Here is a 20,210-nt window from a genome sequence, read left to right as displayed (position 1 = left end):
TTCTGGTCCCCCGGCACAGCCGGGGAGGGGCTTTGACAAAAAGGCGCCCCGCCGGCATCGCAGCCGACAGGGCGCCCCCGCTCTCTTTTTTTACTGGGCCCATTCGCCGTAGGTGGTCACGTCGATGGACTGGATCACCACGTCCTCTTTGGGCTTGTCGCCGGCGCTGGTCTCCACCTTGGAAATGGCGTCGGCCACCTCCTGCCCGGCGATGACCTGGCCGAAGATCGAGTAACCGCCGTCCAGGTGGGGGCTGCCGCCCTTTTCCCGGTAGGCCTTGATGATCTCCTGCGGCCAGCCCAGCTGCTCCATCTGCTTCAGCAGCGAGGAGTCCACCTTGTCGCCGGTGACGATGAAGAACTGGCTGCCGTTGGTGTTGGGGCCGGCGTTGGCCATGGAGAGGGCCCCCACAAAGTGGCGCAGGTCGCCGCTGACCTCGTTTTCAAAGACGCGGCCCCAGATGCTCTGGCCGCCGCGGCCGGTGCCCTCGGGGTCGCCGCCCTGGATCATAAAGCCCTCGATCACCCGGTGAAAGATGACCCCGTCGTAGTAGCCGTCCTTGGCGTGGGTGAGGAAGTTCTCACAGGCCTTGGGGGCCTTTTCGGGGAAGAGGACCAGGGAGATGTCCCCCTGGTTGGTGTGCATGACGGCCACAGGCGCGTCCTGGGCCGGGGTCTGAAACTGCATAGGCATCTTGCTTCCGCTCTCCTTTTTGTCTGTGCCGCACCCGGCGAAGAGCAGGCTGCAAGCCAGTGCCAACGCCAGGGGGACAGACCAAATTTTTGAATTCATTGCGCGCCCTCCCGATCGGATTGCAACCCCTATCCTACCCTGTTTTGGCGGCAAATGCAAGAAAAAGCGGGCGCTTTTTGGCAAATCGGGGCGGCCGGGGACGGGGATGGAAAATGGCCCCCTTTTGCTGTTGACGAACCCCCTGTAAAGAGGGTACAATAAGGGCAGGGAGAAGGCGCCGGAGACCGGCCGCCTCCCGCGCAAGGGCCCCTGTAAACAGGCCCCCTTGCCCATCAGCAAATGAGGAGGTCATTCCCATGGCCCAGGATTTTGAGCCCCTTTCCGAGGGCAGCGAGAACGAGCAGGAGACCGGCGAGCCCTATATCGTCACCATGAGCGACGAGGACGGGTGCGAACACAGCTTTGAGCTGGTGGACTCGATGGAAAAAGACGGGGTCCTCTACACCGCGCTCATCCCCATGTACGACCAGCCCCAGGAGATGCTGGAGAGCGACGGCCAACTGGTCATCATGAAGTCGGAGGAGGACGAGGGCGAAGAGGCGGTCTTTACCCCCATTCAAAACGACGAGGAGTTCGGCGAGATCGCCCAAATCTTCATCGAGCGCTTGAGCGACCTTTACGACATCGAAGAGGAGGAATAACCCCCTTTTCCCCCGGGAAAGCTGAAGAGGATAGGAGCGTGGCTCTCCCTCCTCCGCGCTGTTTCCCGAATGTCTATTGAAAGATCTATCTGCCTGCGGCAGGCCCCATCTAACTTTTGGGCCCTGTTCAAGGCGCAAAGTACCCCCGTTTTTCTGTAGAAAATAGGGGTAGCCTCGAAAATCATCTCTACCGGTGGCAGGCCCCATCTATTTTCTGACCCCGTCCGAGGCGTATAGTACCCATTTTTCCAAAGAAAAATGGGGGTAGCCTCGAAGGGTATCTCTGCCGATGGCATGTACCATCTATCTTCCGACCCCGTCCGAGGCGCAAGGCACCCCAGTTTTTCCGTAGAAAAATGGGAGTAACCTCGAAGGGTATCTCTGCCGGTGGCAGGCCCCATCTATCTTCCGACCCCACCCGAGGCGCAAAGCACCCCAGTTTTCCGTAGAAAATAGGGTGGCCTCAAAGGTCATCTCTGCCGGTGATAGGCCCCATCTATCTTCCGACCCTGTACGAGGCGTAAAATACCCATTTTTTCTTAAAAAAATGGGTGTAGCCTTGAAGAGTATCTCTGACGGTGGCATGTACCATCTATCTTCCGACCCCATCCGAGGCGTAAAGCCCTCATTTTTTCCGTAGAAAAAATGAGGGTAGCCTCGAAGAGTATCTCTGCCGGTGGCAGAGATACTCCGTCCTGCGGTGTTCGACTTGTTGCAGCCTTTTATAATCCTACAAGTATGTAATTGGAAGGTCGTCTCTTCTCACCAACTGCAGACCTCCCCCGCAAGGGGACGAAGGGAGCGCGCGGTGCGAAGGAGCCCGTATCCACCCTGTTTTGAAAAAAGCGGGTTTTAACTTGGCTGCAGACGGCATCGCGGGATTTTTGTTGCCATTTTTGCCCCGGCAAGGGGCATTTTTCGACGATCCGAGAGAGGAGTGGAGCCCATGTGGCTGGACAGACAGGCCCTCGTCATCGGCCAGGAGGGGTGCGACGCCCTGCGCCGCAGCCGGGTGGCCGTCATCGGCATCGGCGGGGTGGGCGGCGCGGCGGCCGAGGCCCTCTGCCGCTGCGGCATCGGCGACCTGCTGGTGATGGACCACGACCGGGTGGACGACACCAACCGCAACCGCCAACTGTTGGCCACTGCCGAGACCGTCGGCCGGCGCAAGGTCGCGGTGCTGGGGGAGCGGCTGCGCGCCATCAACCCCGACTGCCGGGTGGAGGAGCGGGACTGCTTTCTCGACGCCGACACCCTGCCTGAACTGCTGGCCTGGCGGCCCGACTACGTGGTGGACTGCATCGACACCGTCACCTCGAAACTGGCCCTGATCGAGGGCTGTCAGGGGGCCGGTGTCCCCCTGGTGTGCTGTCTGGGCACCGGCAACCGGCTCGACCCCACCCAGTTTCACCTGGGCGACCTCTACGACACCGGCGGCTGTGGCGACCCCTTGGCCCGGGTGATGCGCTCCCTCTGCCGCAAGCGGGGGATCGAGCGGCTGGAGGTGGTCTACTCCACCGCCCCCGTCATCCGCCCGCCGGAGGGGTTTGCCGACGACTCCCCTCAGGGGCGGCACTCCCCCGGCAGCGTCTCCTTTGTCCCCCCGGTGGCCGGGTACACCCTGGCCTCGCTGGTGGTGCGGCGGCTGCTAGGCCTTCCCTGCTAAAGGGAAAAGGCGGACCTCATTTTCTCCACCGTCTGCAAAAGCGCTCCCCCACCCCAAAGAATGGGGATGGGAGAGCGCTTTTTCTACTGCCGCTATTCCCCGTCGATCTTCTGGAACTCCAGGGTGTAGCCGTTGGGGTCTTTTAAAAAGAAGGAGTAAACCGGGAAGCGGGGGTGGTGGCAGGGCCCTTCCCCCAAGGTGGGAAGGCCGGCCGCCTGCAGCCGGGCGTAGACTGCGTCCACCTCAGCCCGGTCGGCGCAGTCAAAGGAGAGGCAGACCCCCTGGGCCAGAGGGCGGCCGTCGCCGTAGTCTACAAAGCCCAGGCAGCCCCGCCCGGTGTCCACGATGAACTGGCCCTCCCCCTCCTGGCGCAGGGAAAGGCCCAGTGCCCCGGTGTAAAAGCGGCGGCAGGCCGCCAGGTCACGGGTGGGGAAAAAGGCGGTCAGCCCGGTCATCTCTCCGCCTCCCCCTCGTTCTTGCGGCGGCGGAGGTAGGCCTCTAAAATGAGGGTGGCGGCCACCGCGTCCACCGTCTCCTTCCGCTTTTTGCCGCGGATGTTCTGCTCGTTGAGGATGCCGATGGCCGAGACGGTGGTCTGCCGCTCGTCGAACAGATCCACCCGGATGGGGGTGGCGTTGAGCCGCCCGGCAATCTTGCGGGCCACCTTCTCACAGAGTTCGGCCCGCTCGCCCCGGCTGCCGTCCATGTTTTTGGGCAGCCCCACCACGATCCGCTCCACCCCGTTGTCCAGGGCAAAGGCCACGATCTCCTTGACGGTCTTGTCCAGCCCCGGCTCGCAGATGACCCCGGCCGGACGGGCCAGCATCTCCCCCCTGTCGCAGAGGGCCAGGCCGGTGCGCACATCCCCGTAGTCCACCCCCAAAATGACCATCTTCTCTTCCCCCTTTGCCCCTACTTGCGGCTGTAAAAGGTGCCGCCATGCAGGATGGTGCCCGTGTCGATGTGGCCGGTGTAGCCCTGAAATTCCGCTTTGCCGGGAATTTGGTCACCGGCAAACACCAGTTTGGAGACGCCGCCGTTGCGGACCCACTCCACCTGGCCCAACCCCTCGACCGGCAACCCCAGCGCCGCGGCGATGCAGGAGCGCAGGGCGCACCCGTGGGAGACCACCGCCAGGGTCTTGCCCGCGTTCTGGGCCAGGATGTCCTGCACCGCCGCCGCGCAGCGCGCAAAGACCTGGCGCATGGTCTCGCTGCCCTCGACGGCGAAGTTCCAGGGCTCGCTCTGCCAGGTGCGAAAGGCCTCGGGGTAGTCCCTCTCCAGCTGGTCGATGGGCTGCCCCTCCCAGACGCCGGCCGAGATCTCCTTGATGCGCTCGTCGGTGTAGAGGGGGATCTCCCGCCCGCCGACGATGGCCGCGCCGGTGCGGACCGCCCGCCGCAGGGGGGAGGAGATCACCTTGTCCAGCTCCACATCCTCAAAGTAGTCGGTGAGGTTTTGGCACTGGATCTCCCCCTGGGGGCTGATGTCAGTGTCGATGGCGCCCTGAAAGGTCCGCTGAATGTTTCCCGCGGCCTGTACGTGCCGCACAAAGTAGATGGTGGTCATGGCTACACAACTCCAATTCTCGCAGGGGCGCTCCTCCGCAGGGCGCCCCCCGTCTCTCTTCTCGGTCCTATTTTATTTGAGGTAAAAGCCCACCAGCCGCCCCTCTTTGTCGAGGCTGATGGTGTACTGCACCTTTCCCCGTTCGTACTTGGCGATGAGCAGCACCACCACATAGGGCTCGCCGCCTTCGTCCTCCCTGCCCACCGCCTCCTCGGCGGTGTACTCGCTGCGCTCTCCCAGCTCGGGGCCGCCCAGCCCCTCCCAGGCCTGGCGCAGCTTCTCCTCCAACTGGCCGTCCCGAAGGTCGGGCCGCCAGCACGCCACCAGCCCCTGGTAGTCCTCTTCCTCCAGCAGTTGGGAGGCGGCCTTGGCCTGGGCGATCACCTCGTCCCGCGAAAACCCTTCGGGCAGTTTGCCGCCGCAGCCGCTCAGGCAACCCAGGGCGAGCACCAGCGCCAGGGCGGTCCCCAACCATTTTTTCACCTGCATCCTCTCTTCTCCTTCCCCTCTCTCCTCCGGTCCCCGATCATCCAGGCGGCGAGCAGCGCCGCCACCGCCAGCAGTCCGCCCTCGATCTCCCAGAGGGGCAGCCCCGCCAGGGGGCCCAGGGCGGCCAACAGGTCCACCAGGGTGTGCAGGGCAAAAGCTGCCAGCAGCGGGAGCGCCCGGCACCGGCGCACCCCGGCAAAGACCAAGCGGGTGGCCGCCAGGTGGACCGGCAGGGCAGCCACCCGCTCCACTCCCGCCGCCAGGAGCCCCCCAGCCCCGGCGGCCAGGGTCAGCCCCGGGGCCGCCAGAAGGGAGAGGAGGAGAGGCAGCCCCACCAGGGCCAGGGCCTCCAGCCCCCAGTGGCCCAGGCCGAAGGCCATCGCCTCCCCGCAGCCGGTGCGCCCTTTCAGCAGCAGTCGGGCTGCCAGATAGCGGCCCCCCTCCTCAAAGAGGGCGGCGGTGAGGGCCAGGAAGAGGGCGTAGAGCCAGGGGCTGCGAAAGGCCAACAGGGCCAACCCATCCCACCCCCTGAGCCAACCCAGCAGGGGGATGCGCAGCAGCAGTTGAAAGAGGAGGAAGGTCCCCACCCCGGCCAAGAAGGGGCGCAGGAGGACCCGCCGCCGCACCAGCAGGTAGAAAAGCGCCCCCAGGGGCAGCCCCACCGACACCGCCAAGGTGAATATCATCGCCAGTGCCGCCACGGTCGCTCCCCCCTCTTGCTATGCCGGGCCGACTGCCGACCCGGCCGGTTTTCAGCCGCCCTCGGCCCCGCGCCTTTTCACGGTGCACATCGGGTCGGGCCCTTCTGCGCATAAACGGCATTGCCGCCGCCATCCGCTCAGGACGCCGCAAGGGCCGGGCGCACAGCGGCATTTCGGGCCATGGGGCAGGGGGCAAACAGCGCTTGCACCCCTCCCCCTGTTTATGGCTATTATACCATAAACAGGGGGAGGCTGCACCCCAAAAAGGGCGAATGAAGGGGCCCCAGACGCCGGGGGCGGGGCGCGCTGTCAGCTTTCTCTCCCCGCCAGCACGCCCTCACTGGGCGCCAAAAAAGGCGGGTCTGCCCCCGCGGCTCACCGCCGGTGCAGGCCCGCCCTTCGCCGCCCGAGCGGGCGGCGGGAAGTTGACTTTTTATTCTCTGGCGCAGATAAAGGGGATCGACCCCAAGCGGGGCGCCTTTCGTGCATTTAGTACAGCTTTGCGCCCGCCGGGATCCGGTCGTCCACCATCAGCAGGTTCAGCCCTTCGCGGCCGTCCTGTTCGTGGACCGCCGAGATCAGCATCCCCTCGGAGGAAATGCCCATCATCTTTCTCGGCGGCAGGTTGACGATGGCGATAGCGGTCTTGCCCACCAGCTCCTCCGGCTCATAGTACTCGTGGATACCGCTCAAAATCGTCCGCCTGCGGTCTGTCCCGTCGTTGAGGGTGAACTTGAGCAGCTTCTTCGACTTCGGGACCGCCTCACAGGCCTCGATCTTTACCGCGCGGAAATCCGACTTGCTGAAGGTCTCGAAGTCCACCAGCTCCTCAAAAATCGGCTCTACCTTTACCTGGGAGAAGTCGATCTTCTCCGCCGGCGCTGCTGCCGCAGAGGGGGCGGAGGCCGCCTTCTTCTCGCCGCCGATGGATTTCATGGTGGGGAAGAGGAGCACGTCCCGGATGGCCGGGGAGTTGGTCAGCAGCATCACCAGCCGGTCGATGCCGTAGCCGATGCCGCCCGTGGGGGGCATGCCGATCTCCAGCGCGGTGAGGAAGTCCTCGTCGGTGTGGTTGGCCTCCTCGTCCCCCTGGGCCAGCAGCTTCTCCTGCTCGGCAAAGCGCTCCCGCTGGTCCACCGGGTCGTTGAGCTCGGAGTAGGCGTTGCACATCTCCCGCCCGTAGATGAAAAGCTCGAAGCGCTCCACATAGTCGGGCTTGTCCGGCTTTCTCTTGGTCAGGGGGGAGATCTCCACCGGGTGATCCATGATGAACACCGGTTGGATCAGGTGCTCCTCCACATACTCCTCGAAGAAGAGGTTGAGGATGTCGCCCTTGGTGTGGCGCTCCTCGTAGTGCAGCCCCCGCTCGTCGGCCAGCTTCTTGGCGGCCGCCGTGTCGGGCACCTGGTCGAAGTCGACGCCGGCGTACTTCTTCACCGCCTCGGTCATGGTCATCCGCTCAAAGGGCTTGCCCAGGTCGATCATGGCGTCGGCGTAGGGGATGAGGGTGGTGCCGCAGACCTTCTGCGCCACGTGGCGGAACATGTTCTCGGTCAGATCCATCATCCCGTTGTAGTCGGTGTAGGCCTGGTAGAGCTCCATCAGGGTGAACTCGGGGTTGTGCCGGGTGTCCAGCCCCTCGTTGCGGAAGACCCGCCCGATCTCGTAGACCCGGTCCAGTCCGCCGACGATCAGCCGCTTGAGGTAGAGTTCCAGCGAGATGCGCAGCTTGATGTCCTCGTCCAAGGCGTTGTAGTGGGTCGAGAAGGGCCGGGCCGCGGCGCCCCCGGCGTTGGCCACCAGCATGGGGGTCTCCACCTCCACAAAGTCCTGGCCGTCCAGAAAGTTACGGATCTCGCGGATGATGGCCGAGCGCTTGATGAAGGTCTCCCGCACGTCCTGGTTCATGATCAGGTCGATGTAGCGCTGGCGGTAGCGGGTGTCGGTGTCGGTCAGCCCGTGGAACTTCTCGGGCAGCGGCTGCAGGGATTTGGAGAGGAGGGTCATCTTTTGGGCCTTGACCGAGATCTCCCCCCGGCGGGTGCGAAACACCTCGCCGGTCAGGCCGATGATGTCGCCGATGTCCCACTTTTTGAACTCGGCGAACGCCTCCTCGCCCAGGCCGCCGATGTTGGCGAAGATCTGGATGCGGCCGGTCTTGTCCTGCAGGTCGATGAAGTTGGCCTTGCCCATGTCCCGGCGGCCCATCAGCCGCCCGGCCAGCGAGACGATCTGCCCCTCCATCCGCTCGAAATCCTGCTGGATCTCGGCGGCGTGGGCGCTCACCTCAAATTTGGTGATGACAAAGGGGTCGCGCCCCTCCGCCTTCAGCCGCTCGAGCTTCTGGCGGCGCACCGCCAGCTCGCTGCCCTCTGCCGGGGCGCTGACTGATCTCTCATTTTCCACGAAAAAATCCCCCTTTTTCGTCCTTGCGATTCACTCTAAAAAAGGAGCGGACTCTTCGCTCCGCTCCTTGCAACCCAACTGTTTGGCTCTCCGCCGCTTGACCGGCGGGGCGGGGCACTATTTGCCGATCTTTACAATGGTGTAGTGCACCAGCTGGCCGCTGGGCAACTCCACCTCGACCGTGTCGCCCTGCTGGTGGCCCATCAGGGCCTTGCCCACCGGCGACTCGTCGCTGATCTTCCCCGACAGGGGATCGGCCTCGGTCGAGCCGACGATGGTGAAGTTGTCCTCCCCCTCGTAGGCGTCGCAGGTGCATTTGACCACCGAGCCCACGTTGACGTGGTCGGTGCCGATGTCGTCCTCGTCCAGCACCCGCACGTTTTTCAAACGCTGCTCCAGCTGGGCGATCCGGGCCTCCACCATGGCCTGCTCGTTCTTGGCCTCGTCGTACTCGCTGTTTTCCGAAAGGTCGCCAAAAGAACGGGCAACCTTGATTTTCTCCGCCACATCCTGCCGGCGAACCGTCTTCAGCTGCTCCAGCTCGTCTTCCAGTTTTTTGAGACCTTCTTCGGTCACGATAAGCTGCTTATCCAATGGTTTCTTCTTCCTTTCCGTAAACGGCGGGCACCCAGGCACGCCAAGGCAATATATATATTATAGGGAGTGGGACTGCCAATGTCAAGGCGGATTTCTCACCGCCCCCGCCCCCCGCCGGCGGCCTCTGCCCGGGCGGGGACGCACTGGCGGCGCACGTACTCCGCCAGCTCCCCCAGGGAGATGCGCCGCTTGGCGGAGACCTCCCACTCGTCGCAAAAGAGGTAGGCGGGCTCCACCTGCCCGTCCCGGCAGAGGGCCCAGACCCAGTCCAGCGGCAGCCCCGCGCACTCGGCCGGCTCCACGCCGATGCCGCCCCCGCCCCCCAGGACGATGCAGCCCGGGGCCCACACCTCCTCCCCCAGGGGGTTGAGCACCAGCACCGCGCCACCGCTCTGGCCGAGGGCCTTCTCGGCCTCCGTCCAGGGGGAGACGGCAAAGAGCGCCCCGGTCTGCAGAAAGTGTTCCTCGGCAAAGGCGCGATATTCCTCCACCCGGTCGGTGGCCACCGTCAGGGTGTTGACCCGGCGCAGGCAGCGGGCCACCAGTTCCCGACAATCCCCCTCCCTGTCGCAGAGGAGCAGCCGCAGGCGGCAGGCCTCCTCCCCCAACAGGGAGAGCAGCTGCTCCGCCGCCCCCTCCACCAGGCCGCGGCGAAAGGCGGGGTCCGGCTCCTCCTCCCCCACCGTATAGACCGGCCCCTCCTGGGCCCGCAAAAAGGCCTGCAGCTTGCGGCTGCTGGGGTAGGTGACCCGGTGCAGGAGATAGCCCTTCTCCCGCAGGGGTTCACACTTCACCCGGGCAAAGAGGTTGCGGGGAAACGGCCTCTCGTCGGCCCGCAACAGCACCACCATCCGCCATCCCTCCTTTTTCCCAGTATACGAGGGGGCGGCGGGGGGTATTCCCCCCTTTTCGGGCGGGGAGAGAAGGCAGCGCCCAGTGGCCTTTCACATGTTGACACTAAAAATCCGCCCCTCTCTCCGCAGGGGAGAAGGGGACGGATTTCGTCTTTTTCTTTAAAAGGCGTACCAGCTGCGGGGGCCGCAGGCGGCCTCCTGTCCCTCGCCGCCGTCGGAGGACCCGCCCTCCGGGGCGCTGCTCTCGCCTTCGCCCTCGCCGCCTTCCGGCTGGCCATCTTCCCCCTGGCCCTCGGAGGAAGGGGCGGAAGAGGAGGCGTTGGCGCTGCCCTGGGCGTTGTTCCCGGCGCTCACCACCTCGACGGCCTTTTTGATTTGGGGGTCGGTCTCAACGGTGAGCATGTGGGCCTGCTGCTGTTGCTGGGTGCTGAGGGTCACCTTGTAGTCGGGTTTGAGCCCGGTTTCGTTGAACTTCTCCCCAGAGGGGGGGACCAGGTAGGCCACGGTGATGTCGATGCCCGACCCGTCCGAGAGCTGTTTGTACTCCTGCATGACCCCTTTGCCGTAGGTGCCGGTCCCCACCAGCTTGGCCTTGCCGAAGTCCCGCAGCACGGCGGCGAACATCTCGGCGGCCGAGGCGGTGTTCTCGTTGACGATCACCGTCATGGGCAGGGTCTCCTCGCTCTTGCCCGAGGTGTAGAGGGTCTTTTGCTCCCCGCTCTTGTACTCGGCCGAGAGGATGGTCCCCTCCGGCACCAGGGTGTCCAAAATCTCGGCGGTGACCTTGGTCAGGCCGCCGGAGTTGTCCCGCACGTCGAAGATCAGGCTTCTGGCCCCGGCGCTCTTGAGCTGGTTGAGGGCGTAGTCGAACTGGGAGGCGGTGGTGTTGTTGAATTCAAAGATGCGGATGTAGCCCACCCCGTCCAGGTTCTGGTACTCCACCGAGGGGACGGTGATGCTCTTGCGGATGATCTCCACGCTGTTTTTCACGCTGTCGCGCTGAAAGTCCACCTTGACCTTGGAGCCCGGGTCGCCCTGGATCAGGGCCATGGCCTTGGTGACCCCCATGGCCAGCACGTCCTGCCCATCCACGGCGATGATCAGGTCGTTTTTCTCGATGCCGGCCTCTTTGGCGGGGGAGCCGTCGTAGACCTTGGTCACCCGGATATAGCCCGAGGTATCGGCCTTCCCCGCCACCCCGATGCCGGTGACCGCGCCGTTGAAGGTGGACTCGATGCTGTTCCACTCCTCCACGGTGTAGTAGCGGGCGTACTTGTCCCCCATCCCGCTGACATAGCCCTTGAGCATGGCGTCCATCAGGTTCTGGTCGGCCAGTTCCCCTACGTAGTTGTCCCGCACGTAGGTGTCCACCTCGGAGATTTTGGAGTACATGGCCTCCCGGCTCTTGGTGGAGTTCATCTTGTTGTCGAACAGCCCGATGGAGAGGACCATGGTGATGGTGAAGGTCAGGGCGCAGACCATGGCCAACAGGGAGATGAGGACCCCCACAGAAACTTTTTTATTCATAGACAAAACCGCCTTCTCTGCCCGCGGCAAAGGGCGCGGGCGGGATCGCGGCCGCTGCGGCCGCGTGCAAGCCGGGTGCCCGGGGCGCCCGGTGAAAACAAACGATATTTATCATATTATAGCACATCCTGCCCCCTGGGGTACAGCCCCAATCGCGCCGGGGCCGCCCTGCGCGCAAAAGAGGGCCGGCAAAACCGGCCCTCTCTCACCGCCCTGCGGGGGCGGACTCTATGCGTTAACTCTGCAGGTAGGGCATGGGGTTGACGTCGCTGCCGTAGCTGATGCCCTTGCGCACCTCAAAGTGCAGGTGGGGCCCGGTGGAGTTCCCGGTGCTGCCCACATAGGCGATGGTCTGCCCCTTTTTGACGTACTGCCCCTGTTTCACCGCGATCGAGCTGGTGTGCCCGTACAGGGTGTAGAGGCTGCCGCCGTGGTCGATCATCACATAGTTGCCGTAGCCGGTGTTGCCGTAGCGGACCACCGCCACCTTGCCGTCGTTGGCGGCCACGATGGGTTTGCCGTAGATGCTGGCCTGGCTGCCGCGGGAGATGTCGATGCCGGTGTGGAACTCCCACCCGTAGGCCGCCGACTTGCCGTAGGGGGCCGAGATGTGGTAGTACCCCGGCACCGGCCACTGGAACTGGCCGCCCACGTACTTGTCGCCCATGGTGTCGCCCGCATTTTCGTAGGAGGCCAGCAGATCGGAAATCTGCTGCTGCACCGCCTTCTGCTCAGAGCGGTACTGGGCCACCTGCTTTTCGTTCATGGCCTGCTGGTCCTCCAGAGAGGAGATGCTGTTGCCCACCTCTTCGGCCTGGCTGGCCAACTGAGCCTTTTTGGCGTCCAGCAGGGACTTGGAGGCCTCGATGTCCGCCTTGTTGGCAGCCAACTCGTTCTTGGCGTCCACGATCTCCTGCTTCTCCCGCTCCAGCTGCTCGATGAGCTGCTTGTCGTGGTCGGCGATGCGGGTCATGGTGTCCATCTTCACGAGCATCTGGCTGAAGTCCTCCGACCCGAGGATGGCGGTGAGCCCGTCGGTCCGGGGGGACATGTACTGGGCCCGCAGCCGCTTGCGGAAGAGCTCCTCGTTGTCGGCGATCTCCTCTTCCTTCTGGGTGATAAAGGCCTCTTTTTCGGCGATCTGGGTGTTGAGGGCGGTGATCTTGTCCTCCAGCACCGCCACCTGCTGGCGCACCAGGGAGAGCTGCTCGTCCAGCTGCTCCTTCTGGGCCTGGGCCTCCGACTTGGAGCTTTTCAGGTCGTTGATGCTGTCTTGCAGGTCGTTGATCTTGTCGTCGAGCTGGTCGTATTTCGAGTTGAGATCGTCCACCGACGCGCCCTTGGCCGTCTGTGTTCCGCCAAAGGGCCCCGCCAGGGTGATGGCGAGGGCCAACAGCAGGGACACCACCGCCTTTTTTCTGTGGGTTCGATGCATGGGAAAGACCTCCTTCATTTGGAAAAAGCGATCAGACTTTCAGGTGTTTGCGGATGGAGAGCACGCTGCCCAGGGCGCCGGTCCCCATCCCCGTGAGGGCAAAGCCGGCCAGCACCCAGTACCAGATCTCGCCAAAGGGGATGAGGCTGTCGGCCATGGACTGCAAGAACTGGGAGGTGGTGCCCATAATCATGTTCATGATCCCCTGGTACCCGCCCCAGACGGCAAAGTAGGCGATGAGGGCGGCCAGCAGGCCGATGAACATCCCCTCCACCACAAAGGGCAGGCGGATGAAGCCGTTGGTGGCCCCCACGTATTTCATGATGTTGATCTCCCGCCGGCGGGCGAACACCGTCAGGCGGATGGTGTTGGAGATGATGACCAGGGACACCGCCACAAAGACGGCGATGATGGCGATGCCAAAGATGCTGACCATGTTCTTCAGCGAGACGATGGTCTCCGCCACGTCCTGGGGATAGCTGACCGTCTCGACCCCGGGGGCATTTTGGAAGGTGGAGACGGTGTCGTACATATAGTCGAGGTTTTGCAGTTTGATGCGGTAGGAGGCAGGGAGAGGGTTGTCTTCCTCCAGCCCGTCCAGCAGGGCCGAGTCGGGGCCGAACTCCTCCTTTGTCTCTTTGAGGGCGTCCTCCTTGGAGATGTACTGGTAGCTCTCGATGTTGCCGGTGCCGGCCACCAGCGCCTCCAAATCGGCCCGCTCCTCGTCGGTGGCCTCCTCGGCGATAAAGACCACGATCTCGTTTTGGCTCTCCACATAGGCCAGGGCCTCGCCCATGTTGACCGAAAAGAGGGCCGCGACCCCCAAAATCATCAGGCAGGCGCTGAGCACGGCGATGGAGGCCAGGCTCATCAGCTTGTTGTGCCAGATGCTCTTGATCCCGGTTTTGACCAGGTATCCCGTTCCGCTTCCCTTCACCGCGCATCCCTCCAATCCGGCCGGTCGCTCAAAATCGAACCGCCCTCAATGGTGATGACCCGGTGGTCGTACCGGCGAATGAGTTCGTGCTCGTGGGTGACCATCAAAATGGTGGTACCCACCTTGTTGATGGAGTCGAGCATGTCCACGATCTCCATGGACATCTCGGGGTCGATGTTGCCGGTGGGCTCGTCGGCGATGATGAGGGCCGGCTTGTTGACCAGGGCCCGGGCCAGCGCCACCCGCTGCTGCTCCCCGCCGGAGAGCTCGTTTGGCATGTTCTTCGCCTTGTGGATGAGCCCCACCAGATCCAGCACAAAGGGGACCCGCTTGCGGATCTCCCGGTAGGGGGTGTCGGTCACCCGCAGGGCAAAGGCCACGTTGTCGTAGACGTTCATCGAGGGGATCAGGCGAAAGTCCTGAAAGACGATGCCCATGGACCGGCGCAGCTTGGGCACTTCCCGCTGCTTGAGCCCGGCCAGGGAGAAGCCGTTGACCACCAGCTCGCCGGAGGTCACCTTCTCCTCGTGCATAATGAGTTTTAAAAAGGTGGACTTGCCCGCGCCGGACGCGCCCAGGACAAAGACAAATTCCCCGTCGTCGATGCGGACGTTCACGTCCTTGAGCCCATAGGTGCCGTTGGGGTACACCTTGGACACATTTTTGAATTCAATCATGTAAAAACTGCCTCAATATCAGTATTTCACAGGGTTGGAGTTCAGATATTTCTTGACCATCAAGGCCACCTTGAAGACAATGGCGTGATCGAATTCCCGCAGGTCCAGCCCGGTGAGCTTTTTGATCTTCTCCAGCCGGTAGACCAGGGTGTTGCGGTGGACAAACAGCCCCCGCGAGGTCTCGGACACGTTGAGGTTGTTCTCGAAAAACCGCTGAATGGTGAAGAGGGTCTCCTGGTCCAGCTGGTCGATGGAGCCCTTTTGGAACACCTCTTTGAGGAACATCTCGCAGACGGTGGTGGGCAGCTGGTAGATCAGCCGGGCGATGCCCAGCTTGTCAAAGGAGACGATGGTCTTCTCGGCGTCGAACACCTTGGAGACCTCCAGCGCCACCTGGGCCTCTTTAAAAGAGCGGGCCAGGTCTTTGATGCCGGTGACCACGGTGCCGATGCCCACAAAGGAGCGGATGTAGAACTCGCTGGAGAGGGTGTCCACAATGCTGCGGGCCAGCTTCTCGATGTCCTTGGTCTCGATGTCGGGGTGGATCTCCTTGACGATGACGGTGTCGGTCTCGGAGATGTTGAAGATGAAGTCCTTCTGCTTGTCGGGGAAGAGGTTGACGATCACATCGTAGGCCGAGACCTCGGTCTTGCCCACGGTGCGCACCAACAGCACGATGCGGTGGGCGTCGGTGCCAAAGTGCAGCTCCCGCGCCTTCACGTAGACGTCGCCGGGCAGGATGTTGTCCAGGATGACGTTTTTGATGAAGTTGTTGCGGTCGTACTTCTCGTCGTGGTACTGTTTGATGCTTGTCAGCGCCACCGTCAAAAGCCCCGCATAGCTGGCGGAGATGTCGTCGATGCCGGCCACGAAGACGGCGTAGTCGCCCTTTTCGTTGGTGCCAAAGGGCTTGAAGGTATAGCCCTCTTTGACAAAGCACTCCTTCAAATTGGCATTTTGCAGATTGCAGCCCTCAAATACATCGCCGATCTTGGTCAGCTCGCTGCAGGAGATGACGTTCCCCTTGTCATCGATCACACCGATGACCCGGTCCACCGTGTCTTTCATCTGGTGGATGATGCCCTGAAATAATCTGTTAGACATAGTGCGATTCCTCTCTTTTCCGAAGGTGCATGGCCCTGGCGGCAAAAGGGCCCCGCCGAGGCGGGGGACCCGGCCACCTCCATTGTGGAAAATGCCAGTATTGCCAAACCATATTATCTATATTGTACACAGCTTTTGGTATTTGTGCAATATAAAACGCGAAGATATTTCACGAAATTGTGCAATACTAAAGCGAACAGAGGGAATCACCCCTGCAATTGGCAGTATAGTTTACAATTGTGACTGCAATTTTAACGTTCTGTGAACGGCAAGGGGGTAAAATAACGGTTTTACAGGGAAAAAGAGGAAGCCGGGCGAACTCGCCCGGCTTTTGTCCGCTCCCCTTCTGGGGCGCTTTCCCCCCTCTTTTGAGGGGAGAGGGGCCCTCTCAAAAGAGGGCCTTCACTCCCGCATCCGCCGCAGCCCCCAGCACCCCAGGGCCGCCAGCAGCAGCCCCGCCGCCGCAATGATCCCGCACTTGGGCCAGAAGGTCGGGCCGGTGTGCACGTCGAAAAAGATGGTCGTCTGCTCCATGACCTCCCGCTCCAGCAGATAGGCGCCAAAGCAGTAGGCCGCGCAGAGGAGCAGCGGCACCGCCAGGGAGCGCAGGAGCTCCATCAGCAGCAGGCAGAGCCCCCAGACAAAGAGGACCTGCGCCCCGGTCTTGGCCAGGTGCTCCGCCCCCATCTCCGGCAGCAGCCAGACCCCCGCCGCCACCGGCAGGGCCGCATGGAGGAGGTACCAGACCAGGGTGAAGAGGACCGGCCCCAACCGGCCCCGGTAACCCCCGTAGATGTAGAGCAGCTCCCGCCCGTCGCCGGTGAGCTCCTCCTTGCGGGCCATCACCAGCCACCAGACTGAAAAGAGGGGGATCACCTGCTCGCAGAGGCGAAGGTAGCTGGTGGCGGCCAGAAGCGGGTCCTGATGGTACCAGATGGCCAGCATCCCCGGCAGCACCAGCCAGAGGGCGATCAGCGGCGGCAGGTACCACCAGCCCATCCCCCGCATCTTCCAGTAACACAATCGGTTCATCCCTCCGCCCCCCTGCGCAGGTCATTCAAAAATTCCAGGGCGGTGCGGGTGTCGGTCCCGTCGGCCAGGTAGGCTTTCACCTGGGCGATCACCGGCTCCTCCCCCAGGCGGAACACCGCCTCGCCAAAGGGCTGCACCACCGTCCAGCCGCCGCACCTGTCCAGGTCGATGACCCCCAGCATCGGCTCCGGCAGCCCCGCCCCCACACAGTTGACCTCGAACGCCTTGCGGGTGCGCTCGTCCAGCAGTAAGATGGCCGTCTGTGCCACCTTCTCCTTCTCCGGCGCATCCGCCAGCGCCTGGTGGACGAATTCGTCCGCCACCCACCGCATGGGCGGGACACGGCAGAGGTAGTGGTCGGAGAACTCCACAAAGGGGGTGTAGTTCGCCCAGTCGGACTGGTCGGTGAGAAAGACCGGTTTGTCCTTTAGCTTGTCGGAGAAGCCAAACCCCAGCTGGGCGGCCGCGTCCAGCCGGCTCTGGTACTCGTCCCAGAAGATGTTCCCCATGCGGTGGGAGAGGGAGGCGCTCACCAGCTCCATCCCCCCGCAGTCCCCGCGGGTCACCAGTCCACCCAGCAGGGTCACCCCCTGGGTGCGCCCGGCATACCCCTTCTCCGCCGGGGGAAGGGAGACTTCCAGCGGGCAGGAGGCCGACACCTGTAAGGTGAAGTCCTTCTCCGCCCCCACGGCGGCAAAGGGCACCTCGTCCTCTTCATACAGGGGTACCCACCCCTCCAGGGGGTAGTAGCCAAACCCCGCCGGCAGAAAGACCGCCTGCCGGTTGGAGTAGGAGAGCCCACCCTCGCCCCTGTACTGAAAGACCAGCTCCTCCAACCGCTCCCCCGCAGGAGGGTAGACCGTCAGGTAGTCGCCCTCCCGCTTGTAATCCAGGGGATCGCCCGCCCCGTCGGTGAGGGAGGTGAGCTTGTAGCCGTGGTAGAGGGTGAAGCGGCAGTCCGCCCCCACCTCGTTTTTCTCCACCGCGAGGACGGCCGTCCCCTTGAGCCGGTCGGTGATTTTCAGCTTCAGGTCACAGGAGCGAACGGCGAAGTCCGCCGGCTGGTCTCGGACAGGATTTTCGCTGTAGTAAAAATAGAGCACATCCGATGTCCTGTCCGGGCCTTCTTCCCGCACCAAGGCCGACCCGCGGAAAAAGAAGCCCCCGACGCAGAGGACCGCCAGCCCCCCGCACAGCAGCGCAGGCCAGCGCCGCCGCATCCGGCAGCCCAGCCAGAGAAGGCCCGCCAGCAACAGAAGCCAGAAGGCGACCCGGAAAAACCGGTACCCCTCCAGGCCAAAGCCGTAGTCCTCGTCCAAGAGCGACCGACTCTGGAAGGGCAGGGTGAAGAGGGTCAGCAGCCGCCCGGCAGCCCTCCCTCCAAAGATGTTGACCGCCTCCAGCAGTTCGGCAAAAAGGCTAGAGGAGAGGTAGCCGATGAGCACCATCACCCCGTAGGCGGTGTATCGCCCGGCAAAAAGAGCCAGAACCGTTCCCATGAGACAGGCCGCAAAGCAGGGCAGGAAGAGGTAGAGCAGGTGCGCGCCCAGCAGGTTGAGCCCGTACCCCGCCGTGGCCCCCTGGTAGCGCAGGCAGGCGTAGAGGTTGTACCCCCCGTACTGCAGGGTCAGCAGGAAGGCAAAGCCCGCCAGCACCAGCAGATGGGCCAATACCACCCGCCCCAGGCCGTTTCTGCCGGTCCCCCAGACCTCCTGCAGATTTTCGGCGCGGATCCCCTCGCTCAATTCATACCCGATGAAAAGGCAGAAGAGAAACGGCACCAGGGAGTAGCTCAGTAGCATGGCATTGACCATCGACGGGTTGACCGCTTCCACCGCGTATTTTGAAAACGGCCCGCCCAGGTAGGAGAGGCACTGAAAGTGGGCTGCCGCCAGAGAGAGGATCACCGCAAAGAGCAGGGATTTCTTGCGAAACCGCTGCACCGTCAAACAAACCAGCCTCTTCACCAGGCCCATCCCCTTTCAAAACAGGGAGGCACCGCTTGGCCAGTGCCCCCCTACCCTCCGCCTTCTATCCATTGTGGACAATGGGTGTCCCCACCCCTTCAGCCGTTGGCACTGCCAGGGCCTTTCTCCGCCCACGGCGGCTATCCGTGGCCTACCCAAGCCAGAGGCCCTTGGAAATACGTCGGGCGCGCCGAAAACCACTCCCACCCCTGGCCGGCTGTGGGGGAAACGATTTTTCCTCTTTCCCGGCAGCGGGCACCGGAAGAGAGCGATGTCAGACCGCCTGCGCCACCGGCAAGGGTGGAAAGGCAAGGGATGCCACAGCCGCAGCCACCGGCATTCCAATCCCTTCGCCATCCTGATCGCCTCTCTTTTTAATAAGAGCAGCAGGGCGCCCCCTACCGCTCCAACCCTCCGTCCGGCGGGATCATTCTTCTACATCCAGCATAGCCCTTTCGCGAAAAAAATCAATCATATTATATAAAATAACATCAATTTGTAGTTTTAAATAGTTCAAAAAGAATCGAAATGTGCAGATATTCCATATCTTTTCTGCTCTCCCCCTGTTATACTGATAAAAGGAGGAAAACTGCCGTGAAAAACAAAAAGGGGCTCATCTTTTTCATCTGCGTCCTCGTCCTGGTGGTGGGGGTCGCCCTGCGCCCCCTCATTATGGACTGGATTTGGTACACTTTTATAGAAAAGCCCGTTGTTCTGGATGAAAACCGAGGGGTCGCGGTGTCCCTCTTTCCGGGGGAGTACCCTGTCGATCTCATCTGCAACGGCTACGACTACACCAAAAACGGCGAAAAGATGGCCCTCGACCGGGCCTGGGAAGGGCGGGAACTCCACCAGGCCGAGGGGGTCGTCACCGGCAGTTACAGCAAGAGCGACTACCTGGGCGGCGAGGGGGTTGCCTACAAAACCTACTACTGGGCCTACTCCATTCGTCTGCCCGAGGGCACCATCGACATCTACCGCATCTTTCCCGCCAGCGACTATGAGCCCAATGCCTGTATCCGCACCGGCGACGAAATTTCCTTCACCTATTACAAGGACCAGAAAGGCGACCTGGTCATCGACGAGTACCACTGTCCCCGGGCCGAGCAGCGGCTGCAGGCCTGGACCGACGCCCAGAGCGATGAGATCCTGCAAAAAGCCGGGCTCAAAGGGAGGTAACTGCCGTGAAAAACAAAAAGGGGCTCATCTTTCTCATCTGTGTTCTCGTCCTGGTGGTGGGGGTCGCCCTGCGCCCCCTTCTCATGGAGTGGATCGACCGCATATTTTTCACCCAGCCCCCACCGGACAACAACAAGGGTGTCGCGGTGTCTGTCTTCCCGGGAGAAGAGCCTGTCGACATCCTCTCAAGCGGCTTTGACTACACCAAAAACGGCGAAAAGATGGCCCTCGACCGGGCCTGGGAAGGGCGGGAACTCCACCAGGCCGAGGGGGTCGTCGCCGGCAGTTACAGCAATAGCGACTACCTGGGCGGCAAGGGTGCGGCCTACAAGACATATTACACCGCCTACTCCATCCGCCTGCCTGAGGGCACCGCCGACACCTACCGCGTCTTCCCCGCCAGCGACTATGAGCCCAGTGCCTGTATCCGCACCGGCGACGAGATTTCCTTCACCTATTACAAGAACCAGAAGGGCGACCTGGTCATCGACGAGTACCACTGTCCCCAGGCCGAGCAGCGGCTGCAGGCCTGGGTCGACGCCCAGAGCGACGAGACCCTGCAAAAAGCCGGGCTCAAATAGACCGCTCTGCCTGTCCGTGCAGACAAAGAAAGAGGGCGGCTTCCCGTTTGGGGGAAGCCGCCCTCTCTCTTTTTATTGCATCGCGGCTTTTTGCC

20 protein-coding genes are annotated in these 20,210 nt (G+C 62.8%); 4 read left to right on the top strand and 16 right to left on the bottom strand.

What is annotated here, in order from left to right; all coding sequences use genetic code 11:
• Positions 1 to 90: 90 nt before the first annotated feature.
• A complete protein-coding gene (locus BN3266_RS02920; RefSeq protein WP_082671610.1) occupies positions 91 to 792 on the bottom strand; it encodes a peptidylprolyl isomerase in 702 nt (233 codons plus the stop codon).
• Between the two features lie 257 nt (positions 793 to 1,049).
• Here BN3266_RS02920 and BN3266_RS02915 point away from each other — a divergent pair, with 257 nt between their 5' ends.
• Positions 1,050 to 1,394, top strand: coding sequence for a DUF1292 domain-containing protein (locus tag BN3266_RS02915; protein WP_021660351.1), 345 nt, complete (start codon positions 1,050 to 1,052; stop codon positions 1,392 to 1,394).
• A gap of 946 nt (positions 1,395 to 2,340) precedes the next feature.
• Positions 2,341 to 3,060, top strand: a complete 720-nt coding sequence (locus BN3266_RS02910; protein ID WP_059003630.1) for a tRNA threonylcarbamoyladenosine dehydratase — start codon at positions 2,341 to 2,343, stop codon at positions 3,058 to 3,060.
• Positions 3,061 to 3,152: 92 nt separating this feature from the next.
• Here the strand turns inward: BN3266_RS02910 and BN3266_RS02905 are convergent, their stop codons facing one another.
• From BN3266_RS02905 to BN3266_RS02835, 15 genes are all read right to left on the bottom strand, one after another.
• Positions 3,153 to 3,515 carry a VOC family protein gene (locus BN3266_RS02905; protein ID WP_059003628.1) on the bottom strand — a complete coding sequence of 121 codons (363 nt, stop codon included), beginning with the start codon at positions 3,513 to 3,515 and terminating at the stop codon, positions 3,153 to 3,155.
• Positions 3,512 to 3,952 carry a Holliday junction resolvase RuvX gene (gene ruvX / locus BN3266_RS02900; protein ID WP_059003627.1) on the bottom strand — a complete coding sequence of 147 codons (441 nt, stop codon included), beginning with the start codon at positions 3,950 to 3,952 and terminating at the stop codon, positions 3,512 to 3,514. Before ruvX ends, BN3266_RS02905 begins: the two co-directional genes overlap by 4 nt.
• 20 nt (positions 3,953 to 3,972) lie before the next feature.
• Positions 3,973 to 4,629, bottom strand: coding sequence for a histidine phosphatase family protein (locus BN3266_RS02895; protein WP_021660346.1), 657 nt, complete (start codon positions 4,627 to 4,629; stop codon positions 3,973 to 3,975).
• Between the two features lie 72 nt (positions 4,630 to 4,701).
• Complete coding sequence (locus tag BN3266_RS02890; RefSeq protein ID WP_059003625.1) at positions 4,702 to 5,118, bottom strand: DUF3887 domain-containing protein; 417 nt, start codon at positions 5,116 to 5,118, stop codon at positions 4,702 to 4,704.
• Positions 5,109 to 5,819 (bottom strand): YhfC family glutamic-type intramembrane protease, encoded by a 711-nt coding sequence (locus BN3266_RS02885; protein ID WP_154668953.1) that lies wholly within the window; start codon positions 5,817 to 5,819, stop codon positions 5,109 to 5,111. The genes BN3266_RS02890 and BN3266_RS02885 overlap by 10 nt, the downstream gene beginning before the upstream one ends.
• Positions 5,820 to 6,308: 489 nt before the next feature.
• Positions 6,309 to 8,225, bottom strand: coding sequence for a lysine--tRNA ligase (lysS, locus tag BN3266_RS02880; protein WP_059003622.1), 1,917 nt, complete (start codon positions 8,223 to 8,225; stop codon positions 6,309 to 6,311).
• A 117-nt stretch (positions 8,226 to 8,342) separates the two neighbouring features.
• Positions 8,343 to 8,819, bottom strand: coding sequence for a transcription elongation factor GreA (greA, locus tag BN3266_RS02875; protein ID WP_021660339.1), 477 nt, complete (start codon positions 8,817 to 8,819; stop codon positions 8,343 to 8,345).
• 98 nt (positions 8,820 to 8,917) lie between these two features.
• Positions 8,918 to 9,673: a hypothetical protein gene (locus BN3266_RS02870; RefSeq protein WP_059003620.1), complete on the bottom strand. Its 756-nt coding sequence runs from the start codon at positions 9,671 to 9,673 to the stop codon at positions 8,918 to 8,920.
• A gap of 162 nt (positions 9,674 to 9,835) precedes the next feature.
• Positions 9,836 to 11,203 (bottom strand): S41 family peptidase, encoded by a 1,368-nt coding sequence (locus tag BN3266_RS02865; protein ID WP_059003618.1) that lies wholly within the window; start codon positions 11,201 to 11,203, stop codon positions 9,836 to 9,838.
• Between the two features lie 235 nt (positions 11,204 to 11,438).
• Complete coding sequence (locus BN3266_RS02860) at positions 11,439 to 12,638, bottom strand: murein hydrolase activator EnvC family protein (RefSeq protein WP_059003615.1); 1,200 nt, start codon at positions 12,636 to 12,638, stop codon at positions 11,439 to 11,441.
• A 31-nt stretch (positions 12,639 to 12,669) separates the two neighbouring features.
• Positions 12,670 to 13,575: a permease-like cell division protein FtsX gene (gene ftsX, locus BN3266_RS02855; RefSeq protein WP_059003613.1), complete on the bottom strand. Its 906-nt coding sequence runs from the start codon at positions 13,573 to 13,575 to the stop codon at positions 12,670 to 12,672.
• Positions 13,572 to 14,252: a cell division ATP-binding protein FtsE gene (gene ftsE / locus BN3266_RS02850; protein ID WP_021660333.1), complete on the bottom strand. Its 681-nt coding sequence runs from the start codon at positions 14,250 to 14,252 to the stop codon at positions 13,572 to 13,574. The genes ftsX and ftsE overlap by 4 nt, the downstream gene beginning before the upstream one ends.
• A gap of 18 nt (positions 14,253 to 14,270) precedes the next feature.
• Entirely contained in the window at positions 14,271 to 15,356 is a 1,086-nt protein-coding gene (locus BN3266_RS02845) for a PucR family transcriptional regulator (protein ID WP_021660332.1), read from the bottom strand.
• Positions 15,357 to 15,758: 402 nt separating this feature from the next.
• On the bottom strand, positions 15,759 to 16,388 hold the full coding sequence (locus BN3266_RS02840) for a hypothetical protein (RefSeq protein ID WP_154668951.1): 630 nt from the start codon (positions 16,386 to 16,388) through the stop codon (positions 15,759 to 15,761).
• Positions 16,385 to 18,355, bottom strand: coding sequence for a hypothetical protein (locus tag BN3266_RS02835; protein WP_154668950.1), 1,971 nt, complete (start codon positions 18,353 to 18,355; stop codon positions 16,385 to 16,387). Before BN3266_RS02835 ends, BN3266_RS02840 begins: the two co-directional genes overlap by 4 nt.
• A gap of 594 nt (positions 18,356 to 18,949) precedes the next feature.
• Between BN3266_RS02835 and BN3266_RS02830 the strand changes: the two genes are divergently transcribed.
• Both BN3266_RS02830 and BN3266_RS02825 read left to right on the top strand, forming a co-directional pair.
• The gene (locus tag BN3266_RS02830; protein WP_059003608.1) at positions 18,950 to 19,534 is read left to right on the top strand and encodes a chitin-binding domain-containing protein; all 585 of its coding nucleotides are present in this window, start codon (positions 18,950 to 18,952) and stop codon (positions 19,532 to 19,534) included.
• A 5-nt stretch (positions 19,535 to 19,539) separates the two neighbouring features.
• The gene (locus BN3266_RS02825; protein ID WP_059003606.1) at positions 19,540 to 20,115 is read left to right on the top strand and encodes a hypothetical protein; all 576 of its coding nucleotides are present in this window, start codon (positions 19,540 to 19,542) and stop codon (positions 20,113 to 20,115) included.
• Positions 20,116 to 20,210 lie beyond the last annotated feature (95 nt).

The organism is Bittarella massiliensis (ex Durand et al. 2017) (assembly GCF_001486165.1).
Classification (GTDB): domain Bacteria; phylum Bacillota; class Clostridia; order Oscillospirales; family Ruminococcaceae; genus Bittarella; species Bittarella massiliensis.
Note: the sequence above shows the minus strand (reverse complement) of the source record. Positions and strands in the feature narration are given on the sequence as shown.

Excerpts from the sequence above, each read along its gene's own strand:
- ruvX (WP_059003627.1), bottom strand. The coding sequence starts at position 3,952 with ATGGTCATTTTGGGGGTGGACTACGGGGATGTGCGCACCGGCCTGGCC.
- BN3266_RS02870 (WP_059003620.1), bottom strand. The coding sequence starts at position 9,673 with ATGGTGGTGCTGTTGCGGGCCGACGAGAGGCCGTTTCCCCGCAACCTC.
- BN3266_RS02860 (WP_059003615.1), bottom strand. The coding sequence starts at position 12,638 with ATGCATCGAACCCACAGAAAAAAGGCGGTGGTGTCCCTGCTGTTGGCC.
- BN3266_RS02910 (WP_059003630.1), top strand. The coding sequence starts at position 2,341 with ATGTGGCTGGACAGACAGGCCCTCGTCATCGGCCAGGAGGGGTGCGAC.
- BN3266_RS02865 (WP_059003618.1), bottom strand. The coding sequence starts at position 11,203 with ATGAATAAAAAAGTTTCTGTGGGGGTCCTCATCTCCCTGTTGGCCATG.
- BN3266_RS02890 (WP_059003625.1), bottom strand. The coding sequence starts at position 5,118 with ATGCAGGTGAAAAAATGGTTGGGGACCGCCCTGGCGCTGGTGCTCGCC.
- BN3266_RS02840 (WP_154668951.1), bottom strand. The coding sequence starts at position 16,388 with ATGAACCGATTGTGTTACTGGAAGATGCGGGGGATGGGCTGGTGGTAC.
- BN3266_RS02915 (WP_021660351.1), top strand. The coding sequence starts at position 1,050 with ATGGCCCAGGATTTTGAGCCCCTTTCCGAGGGCAGCGAGAACGAGCAG.
- BN3266_RS02920 (WP_082671610.1), bottom strand. The coding sequence starts at position 792 with ATGAATTCAAAAATTTGGTCTGTCCCCCTGGCGTTGGCACTGGCTTGC.
- ftsE (WP_021660333.1), bottom strand. The coding sequence starts at position 14,252 with ATGATTGAATTCAAAAATGTGTCCAAGGTGTACCCCAACGGCACCTAT.
- BN3266_RS02895 (WP_021660346.1), bottom strand. The coding sequence starts at position 4,629 with ATGACCACCATCTACTTTGTGCGGCACGTACAGGCCGCGGGAAACATT.
- BN3266_RS02905 (WP_059003628.1), bottom strand. The coding sequence starts at position 3,515 with ATGACCGGGCTGACCGCCTTTTTCCCCACCCGTGACCTGGCGGCCTGC.
- BN3266_RS02845 (WP_021660332.1), bottom strand. The coding sequence starts at position 15,356 with ATGTCTAACAGATTATTTCAGGGCATCATCCACCAGATGAAAGACACG.